Below are 21,174 nucleotides of genomic sequence, written 5' to 3' on the forward strand. Positions count from 1 at the left end.
AAACAGGGGCCTTCTCAGCCTGAATCAGGTATCAACGAAGACGACGGTGGAGGTGGGTCATGGGGAACCTGTACGAGGGGGCGCGTCCGGCCGGGGAACGCGTCGACGCCGGGGAGACGATCGTGCGCGCGGCGGTGCTGCGGAAGGCGACCGAAGCGGTGGTCGCGAACGCCCGCGACGCGACCGATTGCCGGATGCTGCTGGAAATGCTCGGGTTGCGCGCCGAGCCCGGGAACCGATCCGGCGAGGAAGCCGCCTGACGCCACGTGAGTGGCGCTTCAGCGTCGCGGCAGCACGCAGAATTCGTTGCCTTCCGGGTCGGTCATGACCACCCAGTCGTCGTCCTCGGGATCGTCGACGATCTTGGCGCCGAGTGAGACCAGCCTGGCGACCTCTTCGCGTTGCTCGAGTTCGGTGGGGGCGAGGTCGAGGTGCAGCCGGTTCTTGCCGGACTTCTCCTCGGGCACCGGCTGGAAGAGCAGGCTCGGCACGTCCTGGCTCTTCAACTCGACGTAGGTCAAGCCGTGGCTGTCCGTCCAACGGGTGGTTTCGGGATAGCCGAGCGCCTCCTTCCAGAACGCGGCCAGTGCTTCGGCCTCACGGCAATCGACGGTGACGGCGAGCATCCGGGTTCGCATCGTTCCACGGTGCCACGGGATGGCGAGGTTTGCCGGATGCGCATCCGGGCATCCGGCGGGCAGCAGTGGCCACTTCGCCGAAGGGAGCATCATGAAGGCCGTCACCTGGCACGGGAAACGCGATGTCCGGGTGGACACCGTGCCGGACCCGAAGCTGCTCGAACCGACCGACGCCATCATCCGCATCACCTCGACCGGGATCTGCGGGTCTGACCTGCACCTCTACGAGGTCCTCGGTGCCTTCATCGACGAGGGCGACATCCTGGGACACGAGCCGATGGGCGTGGTGGAAGAAGTCGGGGCCCAGGTGACCGGTCTCAAGCCCGGCGACCGCGTCGTGGTGCCCTTCAACATCTCCTGCGGCCACTGCTTCATGTGCGACCGCGGCCTGCAGTCGCAGTGTGAGACCACGCAGGTCACCGACCGCGGCAAGGGCGCGGCGCTGCTCGGCTACACCAAGCTCTACGGCCAGGTCCCCGGCGGCCAGGCCGAATACCTGCGTGTCCCGCAGGCACAGTACGGCCCGATCAAGGTGCCGGAGGGCCCGCCGGACGAGCGTTTCGTGTACCTGTCCGACGTCGTGCCGACGGCGTGGCAGGCCGTCGAATACGCGAACATCCCCGAGGGCGGCACGGTCGTGGTCTTCGGGCTCGGCCCGATCGGCCAGTTCTGCTGCCGGATCGCGAAACACCGGGGCGCGGGCAAGGTCATCGGCATCGACCTCGTCCCGGAACGGCTCGCGAAGGCGGCCGCGGCCGGTGTCATCACTTACGACACGCGTGAGCACAAGTACATCGGCGACCTCATCCGCGAGGCCACCGACGGCAGGGGAGCGGACTCGGTGATCGACGCCGTCGGCATGGAGGCGCACGGCGCCCCGGTCGGACGGTTCGCGCAGAACCTCGTCGGTCTCCTGCCCGATCCGATCGGCGCGAAGATCACCGAGAAGGCCGCGATCGACCGGCTGAGTGTGGTGTACGCGGCGATCGACGGCGTCCGGCGCGGCGGCACGATCTCGCTGAGCGGCGTCTACGGCGGCATGGTCGACCCGCTGCCGATGATGGACCTGTTCGACAAGCAGATCACGCTGCGGATGGGCCAGGCCAACGTCCGGCGCTGGATCGACGACATCATGCCGCTGATCACCGACGACGCAGACCCGCTCAGCGTCGAGGGTTTCGCCACGCACAAGCTGCCGCTGGCCGAAGCACCGCACGCCTACGAGATCTTCCAGAAGAAGCAGGACGGCGCGGTCAAAATCCTCCTGGAGCCTTCGGCGGCTTGAGGTGTCGACCCGCGCACAGCGGGTATCCGATAGCCGCAGATCCTCACGAAGGGAGTCAACGATGACTACGGCACGGGACATCATGACGGCGGACGTGACCTGTGTATCCGGTTCCGAAACCATCCTCGACGCGGCCAAGAAGATGGCCTCCGAGTCGGTCGGTGCGCTACCGATCTGCGGGGAGGACGGCAAGCTCCAGGGCATGTTGAGCGACCGCGACATCGTGGTGAAGGTGCTCGCCGAGGGCAAGGACCCCAGGGCGTTGCACGCTTCGGAGCTGGCGCAGGGCGAGGCAGTGACGATCGGCGCGGACGACGACGCCGAGGAGATCATGCGGACCATGTCGAATCACAAGGTCCGGCGCCTACCGGTGATCGACGGCCACAAGCTGGTCGGGATCGTCGCGCAGGCCGACGTGGCCAGGGCACTGCCCAATCCGGACAGTGGTGAACTGGTCGAGGCGCTGTCCTACGACTGAGTGAACCGTTACGGAAAAAGGCCCGCTCGTGCGGGCCTTTTTCGGGTCCTGGCAGGCTTGCCGAGTGGCTTTCTTCGACATCGACGGGTACGAGCCGGGGTGGCTCTCCGGGCTGAGCACCATCCGGAAGGCACACGGCGACCGGCTGCGCGGATGGTAGGGCGCAGGCTGCGGCACGTCCACCTGACCTGGTTCGTCGAATACGACGAGTGGCTCGAGGACGCGCCGGTCGTGGTGGACTTCGGCGAAGAGCGGCTGGAGATCACCCACTTCAAGTTCGACGATCTTTCGCTCACCTGGAACACGATCGACCCCTACGGCAAGGCGGAATGGCTCTGGGGCGATCCGGCGGAGGCCAGTCCGCTCCGGTGGCGTCACGACGTCCACCCCGAACTGTCCGCTTTGGAGGGTCAGGAACTCCAGGACGTCGAACTCCTCGCCTGCACGACCCGCGACATGGCCGAGGGCATGGTCGCGCTGGGGTTCGTCTTCCCGCACGGCCGGTTCACCGTCTTCAACGCGATGGACGAGAACGGGCTCGAGTTCACCGACCCGGGCCCGGACTTCCAGGTGTTCCGCGTTTAGTCCTCTGAATGCGTTCGCCCGAAGCCGGGGTGGCGTTCCCGACACTCTCCGCGCGGTCGAAGCATGGGCGGAGCTGATCGACTCTGTGCCAAGGTGAGGGAGAACAACCCTTGAGCCCAGGTGGTGACCCCGGATGGCACTGAAGATCGGTTACAAGGCGTCGGCCGAGCAGTTCGGCCCGCGCGACCTCGTCGAGTACTCCGTGCTCGCCGAGCAGGTCGGGCTGGACAGCGTGATGGTCAGCGACCATTTCCAGCCCTGGCGGCATCAGGGCGGCCACGCGCCGTTCTCGTTCGCGTGGATGGCCGCGGTCGGTGAACGCACCGAACGGGTGGTCCTCGGCACCAGCGTGCTGACCGCGACGTTCCGCTACAACCCGGCCGTGGTGGCACAGGCGTTCGGCACCCTCGGCAGCCTGTACCCGGGCCGGATCCTGCTCGGCGTCGGCAGCGGGGAGGCGCTCAACGAGGTCGCGGTGGCCCGGATCGAGTGGCCCGCGTTCAAGGAGCGGTTCGCGCGACTGCGCGAGGCGATCGACCTGATGCGGAAACTGTGGTCCGAGGAGCGGGTGACCTTCGAAGGCGAGTACTACCAGACCACCGACGCGACCGTGTACGACCGTCCCGAGGGCGGGGTGCCGATCTACATCGCGGCGGGTGGTCCGGTGATGGCGAAGTACGTCGGCAAGCAGGGCGACGGCTTCATCTGCACCAGCGGCAAGGGGATGGAGCTCTACACCGAGAAGCTGCTCCCGGCGGTCGCGGAAGGCGCGGAGCAGGTCGGCCGGAGCACCGGCGACATCGACAAGATGATCGAGATCAAACTGTCCTACGACCCGGACCCGGCGCAGGCGCTGGAGAACACCCGGTTCTGGGCGCCGCTTTCGCTCACCCCGGAGCAGAAGGCGGGCATCGAGGACCCGGCGGAGATGGAGAAGGCCGCGGACGCGCTGCCGATCGAGCAGGTCGCCCGACGCTGGATCGTCACCTCCGACCCGGCCGACGCCGTCGAGCAGATCAAGCCGTACGTCGAGGCCGGGTTCAACCACCTCGTCTTCCACGGCCCCGGCCACGACCAGGAGCGGTTCCTGCGCTCGTTCTCCGAGCAGGTCGTCCCCGGGCTGCGCGAACTCGGCTGAACCGGTACGGGTAGCGGCGCCGCACGGCACCGCTACCCGTACCCCGGGTTCACACCGGCGACGGCAGATTCTTGCCCTTCTTCCCCGTCGGCTTCTTCGGTTCCTGTGTGCTCTTCTTCGCGGGGCCACCGCGTTGCGTGTCCGCGCGGTCCAGTTGTTCCTGTTTGCGGACGGCGAGTTCGCGGGCGGTGGGCACGTGTCTCCTGACGGGGCCACCACGCTGCGCGTCCGCGCGGTCGAGCTGTTCCTGTTTGGCGATCGCGTCCTTGCGCGAGTAGATCGGCCTCCTGATCGGGCCACCGCGTCGCGTGTCCGCCTGGTCGATCTGCTCCTGTTTGAGAATCGCCGCTTCCCTCGGCGTGAGAGGTCTTTTGATCGCGCCGCCGCGCTGCGTGTCCGCGCGATCGATCTGTTCCTGTTTGCGGATCGCCTGTTGACGCGGCGTCGGCACCTTCGTGGGGAAGGCCCTCGTGATGTGCTCCTCCCACTCCGTCCGGATCGGGTTGACTGCTTTGACGTAGCCGCCTTTGCCGTCCGGCACGATCTGCGGCCGGTAGGTGTCCCGCAGGGCTTGGAGGAACGTCTTCCGTTTGTGTGGATCGGGAAGGACATTCTGGAGGATCGCGTCCTCGATGAACCGCCGGTTCTTCTCCGTCGGCGCCGACTGCAGTGCTTCGGCGAACCGGTACGCGGTGGGCAGGTAGGGGTTTTCGTGGACCTCTTTGACGGAGAACGGCGGCGCCACCCCCTGCATGGCGCCGATGGCGGCCCGTAGCTGGCTCGATCCTCGTAACGCCTTGTCGACACCGTAGCCCGAAGTCGGGACGCGGCCGGTCGTCCCCGTTTTCGGCGTCCCCGTTTTCGGGGTCGCCGGAGTCTTGGCGCCGGTCATCTGGTTTTTCGGCGGCGGTGGCGGGGGATCTCCTCCTCGCCGTTTGGCCGGAGGGCCGTCCTCGTCGCCGCCCCTGCGTTCGCGCTCGCGATCCGCGAGCGCCGTCGCCAGGTCCGTCCGGGCCTGTGCGAGGCGATCCTTGATCTTCTTCTTCGACTCCTCGCCGAGCTTGCCGTTGACGTGCTGCTGAAGTCCCCAGATCGCCCGTTCGAGCTTCCGGATGTGAGCGTCCCGGTTGTACGGCTTGGCCTGGTGCTCGGCTTTTTTGAGAAGTTTGTTCAGCTCCCTGCGGCTGTCCGTCGCCTGCGTCAGCTTCGCGGTGGCTTTGGCTCGCTGCTTCTCGGTCTTCGCGTCGGCCACCTGCCTCCGCAGGGCGGCGAGTTGTTTGTCCACTTTGGACATGCGGTTCAACAGGCCCTTCGCCGTCTCCTGGGACCTGCGGTGGATCTCGAAGGCGTCCGTCAGCAGGCCTTGGATATCGCTCGCGGAGATGCTCGGGCTGCTCAGCTTGGCGATAGCCCGGTTGGCCAGCACCTGCTTGTACAGCTTCTGTTTGTACTTCGGGTCCGCGGGGTCGAGCGGTGCGGTCAGATCGAGTATTTCCGCCAGGATCTTGGCCTTCAGTTTCTCCTTGGCCTTGGCAGGTCCGTTCTTGTCGGGAGGCGGGTCGGTGGTGAACGCGACCTGCTGGACTCCCGTCCCCAGCGTGGGTTCGAGCGAGTTCGACAGTCCGGACATCAGGACCGTCGCGGTCATCAGGCCCGCGACGGCGAGCGTGCCGGTTCCGAGGACCCGGGGAGGCTTCACCAGCGGATTCATTCGACCTCGCTCTCGGCCTTGGCCACGGAGACGGTGTCACCTTCGACGAGGCTGCCCGTCGTGCCTCTGTCCGTCCTCTTCTTCTCACGAGGCTCGGGTTCGGCCGGGACGACGATCGCGTCGCCCGAACTCACCTCGGTGATCGTGTGGGCCGCGATCTCGGGTTCGGGGGCCGCTTCGACCTGGCGTGCTGTCCGGGGCGTACTTTCCTGGGCCGCGAAGGAGACCTGGTCTTCCGCCGCCTTCACGGCCGGCTCAGGCTCGGGCTCGGCTTCCTGCCGCGCGGGGACTGGCGCGGTGTCGACGGCGGCCTTCACTACGTCAGGCGCGGCCTGGATCACCGGCGGTGGGACCCGAAGAGGCAGGGCCACCGGCTCCGGCACGGGCTCGATCGGCCGGGACACCGATCCGGTGCGGGTCGAAACGGGTGCCACCGGAACCGGCATCGGAACCGGTATGGGGACCGGCACGGCGGGTGCGGGTGCCGGGGGAGGAACGTCGGCCGGAGCCGGTAACGGGGCGGGAGGCGGTTCCTCAGCGGCGCCCGTGGCCGGCCGGTATCCCTCCTCGGCGAGGTATTCGGCGACGATGTTCTTGAGCGCTTCCGGCAGTTCGCCCGCGGCGAGCTGGGTCGTCGGGGGCGGTGGCTGCTCGTCGTTCCCGGCGATCAGCGTGGCCGCGAGCGCTCCCATGGTCACCCCTCCCGCGAACCCGGCCCAGGCCAGCGGGCCGGGGGTTCGTCGCCGCCGGACCGGGCGGAATTGACGTCGGGGCATTCGGCACCTTCCTTTCATCCTCAGCGTCGGACGTTGCCGAATGAAGCCGTCCGGCCCAGCTCGGACAAGGTTTTCCGGACGGTTCCGGACGATCCCGGACACCCCTAGACTCGGCCGGGTCCACCGACCTGGGGAGGAACCGTCGTGGCCGAAGACTGGCCGGATCCGCGTGAAGCCACCGATGCGGCGCAGTTCGTCGCGGCGATGCGCGCCCTTCGCGTCCGCAGCGATCTGAGTTACCGCGTTCTCGAACGCCGGGCCGCGAAGGCGGGGACGCCGTTGCCGAGCTCGACGATCAGCGGAGCGCTTTCGCGGGACACTCTGCCGAGGGCCGATCTGCTGGCGGCGTTCGTCCGTGCCTGCGGCGCCGACGAGGACACGGTCGAGCGCTGGCTGGCGGTGCGGGCCGATCTCGCCGCGTCGGAGCAGGAACCGGAACCGGCGCCCGAGGCCGCCGAGCCGGAGCGCGTCCCGGGGGAATCCCCGCGACGGCGCCCGAGGTTGCTCTGGCCCGTGGCCGGGGTGGCGGCCGTGGTGATCCTGGTGGTGGCCGGGCTGGTGGTATTCGACGATCCGCCGCGGGACCAGCCCGTCGTCACCACGGGTTCTTCGTCACCCGCGCCACCGGCTCCGACGACGGTTCCGGACGCCGAGGACGCCGGCCTCGCCGCGCCCCCGACCGGGCGTACGCGAATACGGCTCGCGCATACCGGGTTGTGCGTCGGGGAAGGACCGGAGAAGTTCGTGCAGGAGGAGCGGATCGTGCTCGGCCAGCAGGACTGCGCGACGGCGTCGCCGCCGATGTCGGTCGAGAAGGTCGAGGGCGGGTACCGGCTGCTCCTGCACAGTCCGGAGCATGGCGAAGGCTGTGTGACCGTCGACTACGGCGGCACGAACGCGTCGACCCTGCTGGCGGGCGACAACTGCGAGCCCGGACGTGCCGATCAGCGGTTCGCCTTCGAGCCGGTGGCCGCCCCGGTGAAGGGGTACCTGATCAAATCGGCCGCCGGCGCCAAGTGGTGTGTCGGGGTGTACAAGGGGAGCGGCGAGACCGGCGTCCAGCTCATCCAGGATCGGTGCGACGGCACCGCCGCCCAGGTGTTCCTCGTCGATTCGGTGGTATAGGACACGGCCTGGCCGGACGGTCAGGACTCGGTGACGAGCTTGCCGATCTCCTGGTCGAAGTCGAACCACTCGGGCTCGGAACCGGCGGGCACCACGTCGTAGGTGCGGTCGAGGAACTCGGCCAGCTCCTGCGCCGGGGCTTCGAGGACAGCGCAGCCGTCGGGTGCGCTGAGCGCGAAGATCACGATCGAGGCGTCGTCGGCCGGGCTGATGATCACATCGCCTTCACCCGATGGGGTGAGGAGGCCGTCCGCGAGCAGATCGCGGCCGAACATCCAGCGGACCGTCCCGCCGCCTGAGTGGTAGGCCACCACGACGGCGTAAGGGTCTTCGGGGTCGTACTCGAGATCGGCTTGGACGGGGAGGGGGTCGGCACCGAAAGTGCGCAGGCCGAAGATGATCGTCCCCCGGATGAGGTCGTTTTCCTTGTCCAACGCTTCAGCCCCTTACGTTCGGTTGCTGTTGATCTTCAGCTATGGATAACGCAATGTGAAGCCTTTTCGTGACCCCAGTCGACAACTTTCACACGTTCGGCTGAGAGCTGTGTCTCATGTGCTCACAGACGGTCTTCGTCGGCCACGTGCGGTGAGCGAGCCGGAAATGCGATCAGGCGTGCAAAAGAAAGAGATTCCGCACGTGCATATTCCGGTGCCTGACAATAGCACCACCATTCGGCGGATGGTTTCGATATTTATAGTGGTTAACATCATCTTGCGTCGTTCATGAAAATTCCAGGGACCGGCGTGGCTCCGTCCTGGACCTCGACGAGCTTTGATCGTTGTGGATTGGGAAGGACCTATCAAATGGGCGTGCGAATCACCGTAGTCATTCCTGAAGAAGACCGTCAGCGGCGCGAAGCCGTTTACGGCTCGCGGCCGCCGGTGCCGCGGGGTCGCGTCCCGGACCCGGCCCGGTCCGGCCGCGATACCACTCCGGCGGTGCCGCGTGCCCGAGGGTGGCGCCGTGATTGACCGGCTCCCGATGCGGGTGGGACATGCCGACATCGACCGGCTCGAGGGTGTCATCGCGGCACTCCGTGCGCGTGACTACCGAGAAGGCGGCGGGGCCTGCCGGGAGCTGCTGCGGGTGCTGGAACCCTACGGCGCGGCACTGCGGCGGGGCATCATGTCCGCGGCGCTGTCCCGGCGGCTGGCTGGTGTGGTCGCGGATCTGCACAACCTGGTCGGCTGGACGGAATTCGACTCCGGCCGGCCGGTCAGGGCGGAGCGGCACTTCCGCCGCGCCCTCGAACTGGCGGCGGAGGCGCGCAACGACGACCTCGTCGCCAATATCCACTACCGGCTCGGCCGGATGTACCTGCATCACCGCTCGCCGGTCGAGGCGCTGGATCAGTTCGAGCAAGGACAACTCGCGGCACGCCGGGCCGGAACGCCGTTGTCGCAGGCGATCCTCTCGGCGAACGAGGCGTGGGCCTACGCGCTGCTCGGCGATGTCCGTCAAGCGCTGGACAAGATTTCCCTTGCCCCGGAACAGTTCGCCAGTTCCGCGACGGACGCCGTCCCGTCGTGGTCGGCCTTCTTCACCGCCAACGACATGGCCGCGATGATCGGCACGGTGCGCACCGAACTCGCCAGGCTCGTCGACGTCGAGCACAGCCGGGAGGCCATCCCCGCGCTCACCGAGGCCATCGACGGCTACGGCCCGGACATGGCGCGCAGCCGGTCGCTGACGATGATCTGGCTCGCCGTCGACCACGCGCTGGAGGGTGACCTCGACCGCGCGGCGGAGGTCGGGCAGGCCGCGATGGAGATCGCGGGCGGAATCCGTTCCGCTCGTACCCGGGATCGTTTGCGGCCGCTCTCGGAATGCGTGCGGAAGCGGGTGGCCGATATTAACGCACGTGATCTTCTTGATCGGATCGAAACATTTCGCGCCAGCGCGTGAGCGCCGGAGAATGGGTGGAGGAATGACCGGATCAATTGCGGCGGGCGTAGGCTCGCCGTCATGAAACGGACTTCGTTCGCGCAGTGGCCGTGTTCGATCGCGCGCACCATGGACCTGCTCGGCGACTGGTGGACCCCGCTGGTCCTGCGGGAGACGTTCTACGGGATCCGCAGGTTCGACGAGTTCCAGCAGGAACTCGGGATCGCGCGGAACACCCTCGCCGACCGGCTGCGCCGTCTGGTCGGCGAGGGATTGCTGGAAAAGCGCGCCTACCAGGCCGACCCGGTCCGCTACGACTACGTGCTGACCGAGAAGGGCGCCGATTTCTACGGCGTGCTCGCCGCGATGTCGCGCTGGGGGGACCGCTGGCTCTCCGGTGAGGCCGGGCCGCCGGTCACCCTTCATCACGACACCTGTGGGCACGACACGCACGCGGAGGTCGTCTGCGCGCACTGTGCCGGACCGCTCACCTCGGAGAACACCCGCGCGAAGCTCGGCCCCGGCTACCCGGCGAAGCTCGCGAGCCGTCCCGACGTGGTGCGCCGCTTCACGGCCCAGCAGGTTTGACATCGTAAGTCTATCTACGCAACTATCGAGGTCACGAGCACGGAGAGGTGGCCACGATGGAGTGGACCGGCGCCAAATACGCCGACGGACCGACGGTCGAGGTCCAGGCCTGGGTCGACGCCGTCCCGGAGCGGGTCTGGCCGATCGTCTCGGACGTGCGGCTGATGCCCGAGATGAGCGGGGAACTCCAGTCGGTCGAGTGGTGTGACGGAGCGGTGGGTGAGGCCGCGGTCGGCAGGCGATTCGTCGGTCGCAGCAGGCACGACGCGCTCGGCGAGTGGGAGACGACGTCGTATGTCGTCGAATGCGAGGCGCCGCGCGTGTTCACCTGGGCGGTCCAGGATCCCGCGACGCCGACCGCGCTGTGGCGGTTCACGCTGGAGCCGGAGAACGGCGGAACGAAGCTCCGGCAGTGGATGCGGCTCGGGCCGGGGCGGTCGGGGCTTTCGCTGGCGATCGACCAGATGCCGGACAAGGAGGAGAAGATCGTCTTCGTCCGGCTGCGCGAGTTCGAGACCGCGATGACCGGCACCCTCGCCGCGATCAAGGAGCGGGCCGAGGCGGCGCACTCGTGATGCGGACGGCGACCACTGTCGAGGCCTCGCGTGGCTGGCGGGAAACGCTGGACTTCGTGCTGGAGGCGGAAAAACTGGGCCTCGACGACTGCTGGGTCGCCGAGGCGTGGGGGTCGGACGCGCCCTCCGTCCTCGGCTACCTCGCCGCGCGGACCGAACGGATCCGGCTCGGTTCGGGGATCATCCAGCTCGGGACCCGGACACCGGTCGCGATCGCGCAGGCCGCGTTGACCCTCTCGGAGCTTTCCGGCGGCCGGTTCGCCCTCGGGCTCGGCGCTTCGGGGCCACAGGTGATCGAGGGATTGCACGGCGTTTCGTTCGCCCGGCCGCTGACCCGGATGCGCGAGACGGTCGCGGTCATCCGCCAGGCATTCGCGGGGGAGAAGATCTCGTTCTCCGGCAAGGAATTCGAGATCCCGTTGCCGGGTGAGGCCAAGCCGATGCGGCTGTCGACGGTGCCGAATCCGGACATCCCGATCTATCTCGCCACCCTCTCGCCGAAGCTGCTGGAGCTGACCGGCGAGATCGCGGACGGCTGGCTGGGCACCAGCTTCGTCCCGGAAGGGGCACAGGCCTACTTTTCGCATCTCGACGCGGGCCTGGCGAAGGCAGGCCGGAGGCGAGCGGACCTCGATGTCTGTCAAGGCGCCGAAGTCGCCTTCGCCAGGGACGAGGACGAGTTGCGCGGAATGGTCGCGGGCCGCAAGACGGAACTCGCGTTCAGCCTCGGCGGGATGGGTTCGGCGAAGACGAACTTCTACAACAACGCCTACAGCAGGCAAGGCTGGGCCGAGGCCGCCGCGGCGGTACGGGAACGCTGGCAGGCAGGCGACCGGGAGGGCGCGGCCGCGCTGGTGACCGACGAAATGGTGCTCGGCACGACGCTGATCGGCACCGAAGCGATGGTGGCCGAACGGCTGCGGGTGTGGCGTGCCGCCGGGGTCGACACCGTCCGGCTGTATCCGGCGGGGGAGACGGTCGCCGACCGGCTCGCCACCCTCGGCCGCGCGCTGGAGCTGGTCCGCGCCCAGAGCTGAGCACCTTCGGCCGAATGCCCGCGCCGGTTGAGGTGACCGGCGGAGCGCGACCGGCCGTCCCTGCTCCAAGCGGGTAGAACTTGTTTCACTTTTTCGTCCGGCTGGAGAACATGACCTCGCTCGATCCCCACGCGAGGAGGAGTCATGGAGCCCGAAACCCGTCTCTCCCGGCGCCGGCTCCTGCACGGCGCCGCCGCCGGTGCCGGGATCGCGTTCGCATCGGGCTTGCCGTTCGCCGGAACGGCTTCGGCCGACGCCGCGGTGATCGGCGAGTACGACGTCGTCGTGGTCGGCGCGGGCGCGGCGGGAATGACCGCCGCGCTGACGGCGGCCCACCGCGGGCTCAGCTGTGTCGTGCTGGAGAAGGCGTCGAAGTTCGGCGGCTCGGCGGCCCGGTCGGGGGCGGGGATCTGGATTCCGTGCAACTCGGTGCTGGCCGCGGCCGGCGTCCGCGACACCCCGGAACAGGCCGCGCGGTACTTGGCCGCCGTGGTCGGCCCGTCGATCCCCGCCTCACGGCAGCAGGCCTTCCTGGCCAACGGCCCGGCGATGCTGTCGTTCGTGATGGCCAACAGCCCGCTGCGGTTCCGGTGGATGGAGGGTTACAGCGACTATTACCCGGAACTGCCCGGCGGGATGCCGGAGGGCCGCTCGATCGAACCCGACCAGCTCGACGGCAACATCCTGGGTGCCGAGCTGGTCAACCTGAACCCGCCTTATCTCGCCACGCCCGCGGGCATGGTCGTCTTCAGCGCGGACTACAAATGGCTCGCGCTGGCCGCGGTCAACCCGAAGGGCGCCGCCGTGGCCGCCGCCTGCCTCGCGCGCGGCACCGCCGCCGCGCTCGCCGGGCAGAAGCCGCTCACCATGGGACAGTCGCTGGCCGCGGGACTTCGGGCTGGGTTGCAGCGCGCGGGCGTCCCGGTCTGGCTGAACACGCCGCTGACCGATCTCGTCATCGAGAACGGGAAGGTCACCGGAGTCGCCGTCTCGACGGGTGTGGTGAAGGCCCGGCGCGGCGTCATCGTCGGCTCCGGCGGTTTCGAACACAACGCCGCCATGCGAGCGGAATACCAGCGCCAGCCGATTGGTACACAGTGGACGGTCGGCGCCCGGTCGAACACCGGCGACGGGATCCTGGCGGGGAAACGGGCAGGCGCGGCGCTGGACCTGATGGACGACGCCTGGTGGGGACCGGCGATCCCGCTGCCCGGCGAGCCGTACTTCTGCCTCGCCGAGCGGACCCTGCCCGGCGGCCTCATGGTGGACGGCACGGGCAAGCGGTTCGTCAACGAGGCCGCGCCCTACAGCGACGTCGTGCACACGATGTACGACCGGAACCCGGTGTCGCCCACGATCCCGGCGTGGCTGGTCGTCGACCAGCACTACCGCGACCGGTATCTTTTCCGCGACGTCGCGCCGCTGCTGCCGCTTCCCGAGGCGTGGTACTCGGCGGGCGCGGTGAAGAAAGCGTGGACCGTGGAGGCGCTCGGCACCGCGATCGGCGTCCCGCCGCAGACGTTGCGCGCGACGGTCAACCGGTTCAACGGCCAGGCACTGTCCGGTGTGGACGGTGACTTCCGGCGCGGCGCCAGCGTTTACGACCACTACTACACCGATCCGTACGTCCTGCCGAACTCCTGCCTCGCCGCGCTGTGGGAACCGCCGTTCTACGCGTTCAAGATCGTCCCGGGCGACTTGGGCACCAAGGGCGGAATGGTGACCGACGCGCGGGCACGGGTGCTGCGTGGCGACGGCTCGGTCATCCCCGGCCTGTACGCCGCCGGGAACGCGAGCGCGGCGGTGATGGGGAACAGTTACGCGGGTGCGGGCTCGACGATCGGTCCGGCGATGACCTTCGGGTATGTCGCGGCGAACGATCTGGCCGGGTGACTGGACCTTTCGTGCGGCACTGTGTGGCAGGTCATTCGTCTTCGACCGGTTTGTGTGATCGAAGCTGGTCCGGGGTGAAGGGGACCCCGTCCAAGGTCGAGTCGGTGAATCTGATGTCACCGCTGAACGTCGCGCCGTCGAAGGTGGTGTAGCTACTGAAAGTCACCTGGTTGAACCAGGCGTCGCCGGCGAAGGAGGCCTCGGTGAAATAGGATCGGTGTGCGAACGTCACGCCGGGTAGATAGGCGTCTTCGAAGAAGGTCGCTTCTTCGAAGTTCGCGCTGCTGGTGAAGGTCGCTTTGCTGAACACCACGCTCCCGGTGAAGGTCGTGCCCTTGAACCGCGCCTTCTCGAGGAACGAGGCGGCGCGGAATGTCGCGGTGCCCTTGAACGACGCCTGGTCGAACCTCACCTCTGCCTCGAACGTGGCCTGGTCGAAGCGCACGTTGCCGGTGAACTGGGCCTCTGGGAACCACGTGTCGCCAGTGAACGTGGCCCCGTCGAACCTGGTCTCACCAGCGAACTGGATCCCCATCAGAAGGGTGTCTCCACAGAACCGTGCCTTGGAGAATCGGGCGTTGTTCAGCCGGCAGTCGCGGAACATCACGTCGATCAGAAGGGCGCCACTGAGATCGAGGTCGATGTCCGGCCAGAACCGGGTTCCGTCGCGGTAATGAGGATCGAGGTGATCGGTGAGGATACGTTGCGCGGTGATTCTGACCTCACGCTCTTGTATGTCACTCTTGTATTCGTCGTGAATTTCTTTCTCGGCGTCGAAATCGGGCGGCTTGTCGGGAAGTTCGTAGGGCATACGCAGATAGGCGCTGATGACGTTGATTATGGTCTGGCGTTGCGACGGATTGTCCTGTGCCAGTCGATCGAGCGCATATAGACCGGCAAGCCGGACCGGCGCCTTCTCCGCTCCCAGCTGCTCGACCGCCTTGAGGTACAGGTCGCTGATCCGCCGTTCCGCCGCGTCGTGGCGGGCATCGTGGTTCGCTTGTTCTCGCAGCATGACGTCACGGCGTTTGTTCGCGAGGTCCTGCTCGGCGGTTTGTTGACGTCGCGCTGCCAGGAGCAGCGCTACTGCACCGCCTGCTCTGAGGACGACCGTGCCGACAGTGCGTACGCCCTCCAACCGCGCTTTGTCGATATCAGTTCCGCGGCCGTAGAGGAAGAGAAGCAGCCAGCAGGCCGCGATGGCGAAGACGAGCAAGGCCCCGGCGCTGATCGCGATGGTGCGGTTCGACAAAGTTCGCTGCGCCGGATCCGCTGTCGATCCGGTGGGACGGAACTTCTCCATGGGATGGGAACCGTCTGTCATCAAAGCATGATCGCATTCGGCACCTTGGTTCCGAATCTGACGAACACGTGAAGGTTCCGAGTCGTTATCTGGCCGGGTGACTGGACCTTTGGTGCGGCACTGTGTGGATTTCGGGACGTTAGATGTCCCGAAATCCACACAGTGGCCTTGCCGGGTGACTGGACCTTGCCCGTGGCCGCGCGCGGACCGGCTAAGGTGAGGCGTTCGCGTGGCATCAAGGGCTGGGGGGTCCGCCATGGTCGTCAAACGTGCTTACCACCACGGGGACCTTCGTCGTGCGCTCGTACTGGCCGCACGGGAGGCCTTGGTCGAGCGAGGTCCCGAGGGGGTGAGCCTGCGCGGCACGGTCGCGAAGGTCGGCGCGTCCACCGCGGCGCCGTACCGGCACTTCCGTGACGAGGACGCGCTGCTCGTGGCCGTCGCCCTGGAGGGGCACGCCGAGTTACAGGGACGTCTGCGGGGCTGCGGCGCCGGGACGGTGACCGCGCTCGGGCACTCCTACCTCCGCTTCGCGGTGGAGAACCCCGCGTTGTACCGGCTGATGGTCGGAGCCGGGATCGGGGACCGCGCCGCGTATCCGGAACTCGCCGAGGCACATCGGGTGACCTGTGCGGTGCTGGCCGAACGGGTCGGCGAACGGAACGATCCCAGCGGCTTCGCCGTCACGCTCTGGTGTCTGCTCCATGGGCTGGCCACGCTGGTGATCGACGGCCACGTCGAACCCGGCTCCGTCGTCGCGGAGGCCGAGCGGAGCCTCGCGTTCCTGGCTGCCTCGCCGTGAAGGCCTCCCTTCCCTATCGTCGCCTGGTCTCACACCTTGATCAACGGAAGATCGGGGACGTTGAGTGTCCCCGATCTTCCGTTGATCAAGCTCGTGCCGATCACGACCTGTGGACCGCCGACCGAGCGGGGAAGATTCCGGCCGTCCAACGGCCGGAATCTTCCCCACCCGGCCACACCGGCAACCCGCACAAGCTCCACACCAGTGGGTAAACAACTACGAGTCCCTCAAGGAGGCCTTCACGGCACGCTGGCCGCGACTCGCGAGGTCAGCCGATGGACGGGATGAACGTCGGCAGCCGCCGGACCTTCGTGTCCTGCTCGAAGGCGTAGGCGATGGCCAGCAGTGACGGTTCGCTGAACCGCCCGCCCATGATCGACAGCCCCAGCGGCAACGGCCCGGAGTACGCCATCGGGACGGTCATGTTGGCGTAACCCGAAACCGCGGCCGGTCCCGACGAGTCGATGAGCAGTGCGCCGTCGCCGACCCCGAGCTGTGTCTTCCACGCGGCATTGTTGGTCGGCGCCACGATCGCGTCCAGGCCGTTGCCGCGCAGCGTCTCGTCGAGGCCCCGCCGGGCGGCGCCCGTCGCGGCTTCCCGCATCGCGCGGTAGGCCGGATCGGTGAGGTCGCCGGTGGTGGCCTGCGACCGGTCCCACAGGTTGTGGGTCCAGTACGGCATTTCGACCGCCGCGTGGTCCAGGTTGTACTGGATCAGCCCGGCCAGATCGGCGGGGTGCTTGCCGCCGGTGGACGCGAGGTAGGCGTTCATGTCGTGCTTGAACTCGGTCCTGATCGCGGGGAACTCGTTGGCCGCGATGACGTCCAGGTAGGGGATCGTGATCTCCACCGTCGTCGCGCCGAGCTTCCGTAGCTTGCTCAGTGCCTGCTCGAAGGCCGCCTTGGTCGCGTCGTCCGGGGTGTAGACCTCGCGCCAGACGCCGATCCGCTTGCCGCGCAAAGCATTGGGGCGCAAGTACTTCGTGTAGTCGTCGAGCGACTGCCTCGCGGCGTCGACGGTGATCGGGTCGCGGCGGTCGGCGCCGTTGAGGGCCGCGAGCAGGATCGCGGCGTCGACCACGTTGCGCGCCATCGGGCCCGCGGTGTCCTGCTGTTTCGACACCGGCACGATCCCGCTGCGGCTGACCAGTCCAAGGCTCGGTTTGACGCCCACGATGCCGTTGGCGCCGGACGGGCAGGTCACCGAGCCGTCCGTTTCGGTTCCGACGGCGACGGTCGCCAGATGCGCGGCGACCGCGACCCCCGAACCGGCCGACGAACCGCACGGGTTGCGGTCGAGGACATAGGGGTTGGCGGTCTGGCCTGCGAGCGGGCTCCAGCCGTTCGATGAACTGGTGGACCGGTAGCTCGACCACTCCGACAGGTTGGCCTTGCCGAGGATGACCGCCCCGGCCTCGCGCAGGTTCTCGACCACGCCGGCGTCGCGGTAGGGGCGGGATTCCCGCAGCGCGGTCGACCCGGCCGTGGTCGGCTGCCGGTCCGCGGTGTCGATGTTGTCCTTGAGCAGCACCGGAATGCCGTCCATCGGACCCTTCGACTGGTGTCGGTGCCGTCGCACGTCGCTGGCCGCGGCGAGCCGCAGCGCGTCCGGGTTCGTGGTGAGCACCGCGTGCAGCGTCGGGTTCAGCTTGCGGATGCGCTGCAGGTAGAAGGCCGTCAGCTCGACCGAGGACAGCCGTCCCGATCGCATCGCCCGCTGCAGATCGGGGATCGTCGCCCCTTCCAGGTCGATCCCGGCCACGACCGGACGTCCGGAAAGAGACGTGGCCTGTGCGGGGACGGCGGCCGTGGCGGACGCGACGAACACCATGACGAGAAAGGCGGACACGGCCGAGCCGCGTCTTTTCAGAGAACGTCTGTTCAAGGAATTCCCTCCTTGGGCGAAAGAATGCCTGAACGGTACTTGTGGCGCTTCACGGCAGCACCGCCGAATGGAGCAGGGGAAGCTGGGGTTGAATTGTCTGCGCGGTGTTGTCCGGTAAGTGGTTGGTCACAGAAACGGGTGGTAAGCAGGAAAAACGACGGCTTTCGGTACTCGGCGCCGCCGCGCGCGGACGCAGCGTGAGCCGGTTCGCCGTATCCGCGTACTTCGTCAGAAATATTCCGCCGGAATTCTGCTTCGAAAGGCGTGCAGTCAATTGATCGGGAATTGGTCGTCGTTCTTCGATCATCCGGCCCGGTTCGACGGGGAAAACCCGGCGAGAGCGGAACTGAAAGAACGTGCGGTGCTCGCCAATCCGGCGACGGTCGAAACCGGGTCGCGCCGTGCGGGCAGGACGGCGGCGAGCGCGGCGCCGACCCGGCCGTCCGGTGTCCTGACGCCGACGGCCGCGCAGCCGAGCCCGGCGGTGATGGTCTCCGATTCGGCCGCGTACCCGGCCGCGCGGATCTCCAGCGCGTCCGCGTCCGGCTCCGCGAGCGCGGGGTGATGGGCGGCGAGCAGCCGTCCGGCGGCGGTCCCTGGCGGCAAGGGGCTGCCCGGCCACACGGGGACGTCGTCGGACGGCAGTACGGCGCCCGCCACGACCAGTGCGCGGCCTTCCCTCGGGACCGTGAGTACGAGGCTCACGCGCATCCGCGCGGAAAGCGCCGGTAGCCATTCCCTGGCCAGCTCCCGTAGTTCGGGCTGCCAGAACCGGCCGAGCCGGAACACCCGCGAACCGATCCGGTAGCCGCGGTCGGCTCGTTCGACCACGCCGAGGTCGGTCAGCTGGTCGAGAAGGCGGTGCACGGTGGTCTTGGGGAGCCCGGTGGCACGCACGAGCTCGGTCAGCCCGGCCCGCCCGCCGTGCTCGTTGAGTGCTTCGAGCAACGTGAACGCCCCTTCGAGCACGCCGCGTCCGCCGATGGTTTCCCGCATCGCCGCCCTTTCCCGAGAACAAGTCACACCGGAGAAGTAAAGTGCGCGCCCGGCGGTCCGGGATACGAACTTCCGGGCAGCCGAAAGGGCGGGGTTCCGCTGAACGGCCCAGCCGGCGACGTGACCGACACCGCGCCCGGAACGGCCGTGCCGGGTCCGCCGCTCCGGCGCGTTCCTGGCATGCTGGCAAGGTTCGCGCGAACACCACACCTGCCAGGGGGACGTCGACAATGGAGGAGATCCGCCGCCTCGCCGACCGGTTCGATCTCATCGAGCCCGTCGGCGGCGGCTCCATGGGCACCGTGTGGCGGGCGCGCGACGACAACCTGGAGCGCACGGTCGCGGTCAAGGAACTCCTTCTGCCGCACGGGCAAGGGGAACAGAAGGCCGACGAGGCCAAGAACCGCGCGCTGCGCGAGGCGCGGATCGCCGCGCGGCTGGTCCATCCGCACGCCATCACCGTCTTCGGCGTGATCGACGAGCAGGACCGCCCGTGGATCATCATGGAGTACCTGCCCTCGACCAGTCTCGCGGACAAACTGCGCGACGGGCCGATGGAGGTCGACGACGTCATCCGCCTCGCCATCCAGCTGTGCTCGGCGCTGGCCGCCGCGCATCGGGCGGGCATCGTCCACCGCGACATCAAGCCCGGCAACGTCCTGCTCGGTGAAGACGGCACTGTCAAGATCACCGACTTCGGGATCTCGCGGGCGATGGGTGACGTCCAGCTCACCGCGACCGGGGAGATCTCCGGGACGCCGGCGTTCCTGGCACCCGAGGTGGCCCGCGGCGAGGACGCCACGTCCGCTTCCGACGTGTTCTCGCTCGGCGCGACGCTGTACACCGCGCTCGAAGGCGGCACGCCCTACGGCACGGCGGAAAACCCCATCGCGCTGCTGTACCGCGCGTCGAGCGGGGAGATCACCCCGCCGGTCAGGTCGGGCATCCTCACGCCGTTGCTGACCAGGCTGCTCGACGTGCGGCCGGACAGCAGGCCGACGATGGCCGAGACCGAGCGGGAACTGCGGGCGCTGGCGGCGGGGGAGCCGACGACGCTGGTCGCCGAGGAGCCGCCGCCACGGGCGCGCAAAGGCGTCCTGATCGGAGTGATCGCCGGGTTCCTCGTGCTCGCGGCCGTCATCGCCGCCGTGGTCGTGGTGCTCACCCGTGGCGACGACACCCCGTCGAACGCGGCACCGCCGGCCAGCTCCGCCGCCCCGACCCCGACGTCGTCGCCGTCGGCCGAGCCGCAGCCGCAACAGCCGCCGTCTTCGGCGCCGCCGTCGTCGGCACCGCCCCCGTCCACGTCGTCCTCGGCGCCACCGCCTCCCGCGCAGACGCCGGGGCAGGCGCTCGCGGCCTACTACGCGCTGATCCCCGGGAATCTCCAAGCCGGGTTCGCGACGCTGACCGACAACTTCAAGCGCACCAGGAATCAGAGCTTCGAGCGGTACTCGAGCTATTGGAAGGACTACAGCTCGGTCCGCGTATCGAACGTGACCGAATCCGGGAACACGGTGACGGCGACGCTCACCTACGTCAAGGCCTCCGGCGGGACCACGAGCGGGAGGGAGACCTTCGTCCTGGTCCAGCAGGACGGCCGGTATCTCATCGACTCCCAGCGGGCAGGCTGAGTTTCCCGGCGAGGCGCAGAAGCCAGGCTTCGACCTCGTCGGGGGAGCGGTCCGGGAGGCCGAAGATCGTCTCGGTGACCCCGGCCGCTTCCAGTGCCGCCAGTTTCTCCGGTTCCGGCCGGACGCCGAGCGCCGAGATCTCCGGCTCGCCGGCGCGGCCCGCTTCCCGCCAGATCTCGCGCAGCCGCCGGGCCTTGTCCTCGATGTCGGTGTCGCCCGGCGTGGTGAGCCAGCCGTCGGCCGATTTCGCGATCCAGCGGAACGTCTTCTCCGTCCCGGCCGCGCCGACGATCACCGGGATCCGTGCCTGCACCGGTTTCGGCCACGCCCAGCTCGCCCCGAACGAGACGAACTCGCCCGCGTACGACGCTTCGTCGTCCGTCCAGAGCGCGCGCATCGCCTCGAGGTACTCACGCAGGACCGTCCGCCGTTTGCCGCCGGGGACGCCGTGATCGGCCAGTTCGTCGACGTTCCAGCCGAAGCCGACGCCGAGGGTGACCCGCCCGGCCGAGAGGTGATCGAGGCTGGCGATCGTCTTCGCCAGCGTGATCGGATCGCTCTCGACCGGGAGGGCCACCGCCGTCGCGAGCCGGATCCGTGTGGTCACCGACGCCGCCGTGGCCAGCGCCACCCACGGATCCAGCGTGCGCAGGTAACGGTCGTCGGGTAGCGACGAGTCGCCGGTGCGCGGATGCGGAGCCTCCCGTTTGACCGGGATGTGCGTGTGTTCCGGCACGTGAAAGGTGTCGAAGCCCGCGGCTTCCGCCGCCCGCGCGGCGGCGGCCGGTGTGATGCCCCGGTCACTGGTGAACAGTACGATCCCGTGTCTCACAGGCGGTCA

General features: G+C 68.3%; 22 protein-coding genes. 13 read left to right on the forward strand and 9 right to left on the reverse strand.

Going from position 1 to position 21,174, the window contains the following annotated elements; translation table 11 throughout:
* The first annotated feature begins 59 nt into the window (after positions 1-59).
* Positions 60-260 (forward strand): hypothetical protein, encoded by a 201-nt coding sequence (locus tag ACZ7KI_RS11255; RefSeq protein WP_470273005.1) that lies wholly within the window; start codon positions 60-62, stop codon positions 258-260.
* An 18-nt stretch (positions 261-278) separates the two neighbouring features.
* Here the strand turns inward: ACZ7KI_RS11255 and ACZ7KI_RS11260 are convergent, their stop codons facing one another.
* The gene (locus tag ACZ7KI_RS11260; RefSeq protein WP_470273006.1) at positions 279-638 is read right to left on the reverse strand and encodes a VOC family protein; all 360 of its coding nucleotides are present in this window, start codon (positions 636-638) and stop codon (positions 279-281) included.
* Positions 639-729: 91 nt separating this feature from the next.
* Between ACZ7KI_RS11260 and ACZ7KI_RS11265 the strand changes: the two genes are divergently transcribed.
* The 4 genes from ACZ7KI_RS11265 (at position 730) to fgd (ending at position 4,124) form a co-directional block, all read left to right on the forward strand.
* Complete coding sequence (locus ACZ7KI_RS11265) at positions 730-1,923, forward strand: zinc-dependent alcohol dehydrogenase (protein WP_470273007.1); 1,194 nt, start codon at positions 730-732, stop codon at positions 1,921-1,923.
* A gap of 61 nt (positions 1,924-1,984) precedes the next feature.
* Entirely contained in the window at positions 1,985-2,401 is a 417-nt protein-coding gene (locus tag ACZ7KI_RS11270) for a CBS domain-containing protein (RefSeq protein WP_061980828.1), read from the forward strand.
* A 153-nt stretch (positions 2,402-2,554) separates the two neighbouring features.
* Positions 2,555-2,986, forward strand: a complete 432-nt coding sequence (locus tag ACZ7KI_RS11275) for a hypothetical protein (protein WP_470273008.1) — start codon at positions 2,555-2,557, stop codon at positions 2,984-2,986.
* Positions 2,987-3,119: 133 nt separating this feature from the next.
* Positions 3,120-4,124: a glucose-6-phosphate dehydrogenase (coenzyme-F420) gene (fgd, locus tag ACZ7KI_RS11280; protein ID WP_470273009.1), complete on the forward strand. Its 1,005-nt coding sequence runs from the start codon at positions 3,120-3,122 to the stop codon at positions 4,122-4,124.
* Positions 4,125-4,173: 49 nt separating this feature from the next.
* Here the strand turns inward: fgd and ACZ7KI_RS11285 are convergent, their stop codons facing one another.
* A complete protein-coding gene (locus tag ACZ7KI_RS11285; protein ID WP_470273010.1) occupies positions 4,174-5,835 on the reverse strand; it encodes a hypothetical protein in 1,662 nt (553 codons plus the stop codon).
* Positions 5,832-6,611 (reverse strand): hypothetical protein, encoded by a 780-nt coding sequence (locus ACZ7KI_RS11290; RefSeq protein ID WP_470273011.1) that lies wholly within the window; start codon positions 6,609-6,611, stop codon positions 5,832-5,834. The genes ACZ7KI_RS11285 and ACZ7KI_RS11290 overlap by 4 nt, the downstream gene beginning before the upstream one ends.
* A gap of 144 nt (positions 6,612-6,755) precedes the next feature.
* On the opposite strand from ACZ7KI_RS11290, the gene ACZ7KI_RS11295 reads away from it, so the two are divergent.
* Positions 6,756-7,736 (forward strand): RICIN domain-containing protein, encoded by a 981-nt coding sequence (locus ACZ7KI_RS11295; protein WP_470273012.1) that lies wholly within the window; start codon positions 6,756-6,758, stop codon positions 7,734-7,736.
* A gap of 20 nt (positions 7,737-7,756) precedes the next feature.
* Here ACZ7KI_RS11295 and ACZ7KI_RS11300 read toward each other — a convergent pair whose 3' ends face one another.
* Positions 7,757-8,170 carry an SsgA family sporulation/cell division regulator gene (locus ACZ7KI_RS11300; protein WP_470273013.1) on the reverse strand — a complete coding sequence of 138 codons (414 nt, stop codon included), beginning with the start codon at positions 8,168-8,170 and terminating at the stop codon, positions 7,757-7,759.
* 547 nt (positions 8,171-8,717) lie between these two features.
* Here ACZ7KI_RS11300 and ACZ7KI_RS11305 point away from each other — a divergent pair.
* From ACZ7KI_RS11305 to kstD, 5 genes are all read left to right on the forward strand, one after another.
* Complete coding sequence (locus ACZ7KI_RS11305) at positions 8,718-9,641, forward strand: tetratricopeptide repeat protein (protein WP_470273181.1); 924 nt, start codon at positions 8,718-8,720, stop codon at positions 9,639-9,641.
* Positions 9,642-9,701: 60 nt separating this feature from the next.
* On the forward strand, positions 9,702-10,208 hold the full coding sequence (locus ACZ7KI_RS11310) for a winged helix-turn-helix transcriptional regulator (protein WP_470273014.1): 507 nt from the start codon (positions 9,702-9,704) through the stop codon (positions 10,206-10,208).
* Positions 10,209-10,264: 56 nt separating this feature from the next.
* Entirely contained in the window at positions 10,265-10,783 is a 519-nt protein-coding gene (locus tag ACZ7KI_RS11315) for an SRPBCC family protein (RefSeq protein ID WP_470273015.1), read from the forward strand.
* Positions 10,783-11,820, forward strand: coding sequence for an LLM class flavin-dependent oxidoreductase (locus tag ACZ7KI_RS11320; RefSeq protein WP_470273182.1), 1,038 nt, complete (start codon positions 10,783-10,785; stop codon positions 11,818-11,820). Before ACZ7KI_RS11315 ends, ACZ7KI_RS11320 begins: the two co-directional genes overlap by 1 nt.
* Positions 11,821-11,964: 144 nt before the next feature.
* Complete coding sequence (gene kstD / locus ACZ7KI_RS11325) at positions 11,965-13,713, forward strand: 3-oxosteroid 1-dehydrogenase (protein ID WP_470273016.1); 1,749 nt, start codon at positions 11,965-11,967, stop codon at positions 13,711-13,713.
* Positions 13,714-13,744: 31 nt separating this feature from the next.
* Here the strand turns inward: kstD and ACZ7KI_RS11330 are convergent, their stop codons facing one another.
* A complete protein-coding gene (locus ACZ7KI_RS11330) occupies positions 13,745-15,037 on the reverse strand; it encodes a pentapeptide repeat-containing protein (RefSeq protein ID WP_470273017.1) in 1,293 nt (430 codons plus the stop codon).
* Between the two features lie 235 nt (positions 15,038-15,272).
* Here ACZ7KI_RS11330 and ACZ7KI_RS11335 point away from each other — a divergent pair, with 235 nt between their 5' ends.
* Positions 15,273-15,818, forward strand: a complete 546-nt coding sequence (locus ACZ7KI_RS11335; protein ID WP_470273018.1) for a TetR/AcrR family transcriptional regulator — start codon at positions 15,273-15,275, stop codon at positions 15,816-15,818.
* Positions 15,819-16,086: 268 nt separating this feature from the next.
* Here ACZ7KI_RS11335 and ACZ7KI_RS11340 read toward each other — a convergent pair whose 3' ends face one another.
* The 3 genes from ACZ7KI_RS11340 to ACZ7KI_RS11350 all read right to left on the reverse strand — a co-directional run bounded on the left by ACZ7KI_RS11340 (position 16,087) and on the right by ACZ7KI_RS11350 (position 18,699).
* A complete protein-coding gene (locus ACZ7KI_RS11340; protein ID WP_470273183.1) occupies positions 16,087-17,649 on the reverse strand; it encodes an amidase in 1,563 nt (520 codons plus the stop codon).
* A gap of 103 nt (positions 17,650-17,752) precedes the next feature.
* The gene (locus ACZ7KI_RS11345; RefSeq protein ID WP_470273019.1) at positions 17,753-18,010 is read right to left on the reverse strand and encodes a hypothetical protein; all 258 of its coding nucleotides are present in this window, start codon (positions 18,008-18,010) and stop codon (positions 17,753-17,755) included.
* Positions 18,007-18,699 carry an IclR family transcriptional regulator gene (locus ACZ7KI_RS11350; RefSeq protein WP_470273020.1) on the reverse strand — a complete coding sequence of 231 codons (693 nt, stop codon included), beginning with the start codon at positions 18,697-18,699 and terminating at the stop codon, positions 18,007-18,009. The genes ACZ7KI_RS11345 and ACZ7KI_RS11350 overlap by 4 nt, the downstream gene beginning before the upstream one ends.
* A gap of 230 nt (positions 18,700-18,929) precedes the next feature.
* Here ACZ7KI_RS11350 and ACZ7KI_RS11355 point away from each other — a divergent pair, with 230 nt between their 5' ends.
* The gene (locus tag ACZ7KI_RS11355) at positions 18,930-20,333 is read left to right on the forward strand and encodes a serine/threonine-protein kinase (RefSeq protein WP_470273021.1); all 1,404 of its coding nucleotides are present in this window, start codon (positions 18,930-18,932) and stop codon (positions 20,331-20,333) included.
* Here the strand turns inward: ACZ7KI_RS11355 and ACZ7KI_RS11360 are convergent.
* Positions 20,308-21,165, reverse strand: coding sequence for an LLM class F420-dependent oxidoreductase (locus tag ACZ7KI_RS11360; RefSeq protein ID WP_470273022.1), 858 nt, complete (start codon positions 21,163-21,165; stop codon positions 20,308-20,310). The genes ACZ7KI_RS11355 and ACZ7KI_RS11360 overlap by 26 nt on opposite strands.
* Positions 21,166-21,174 lie beyond the last annotated feature (9 nt).

The sequence above is a fragment of the Amycolatopsis sp. NPDC039088 genome, assembly GCF_055598845.1.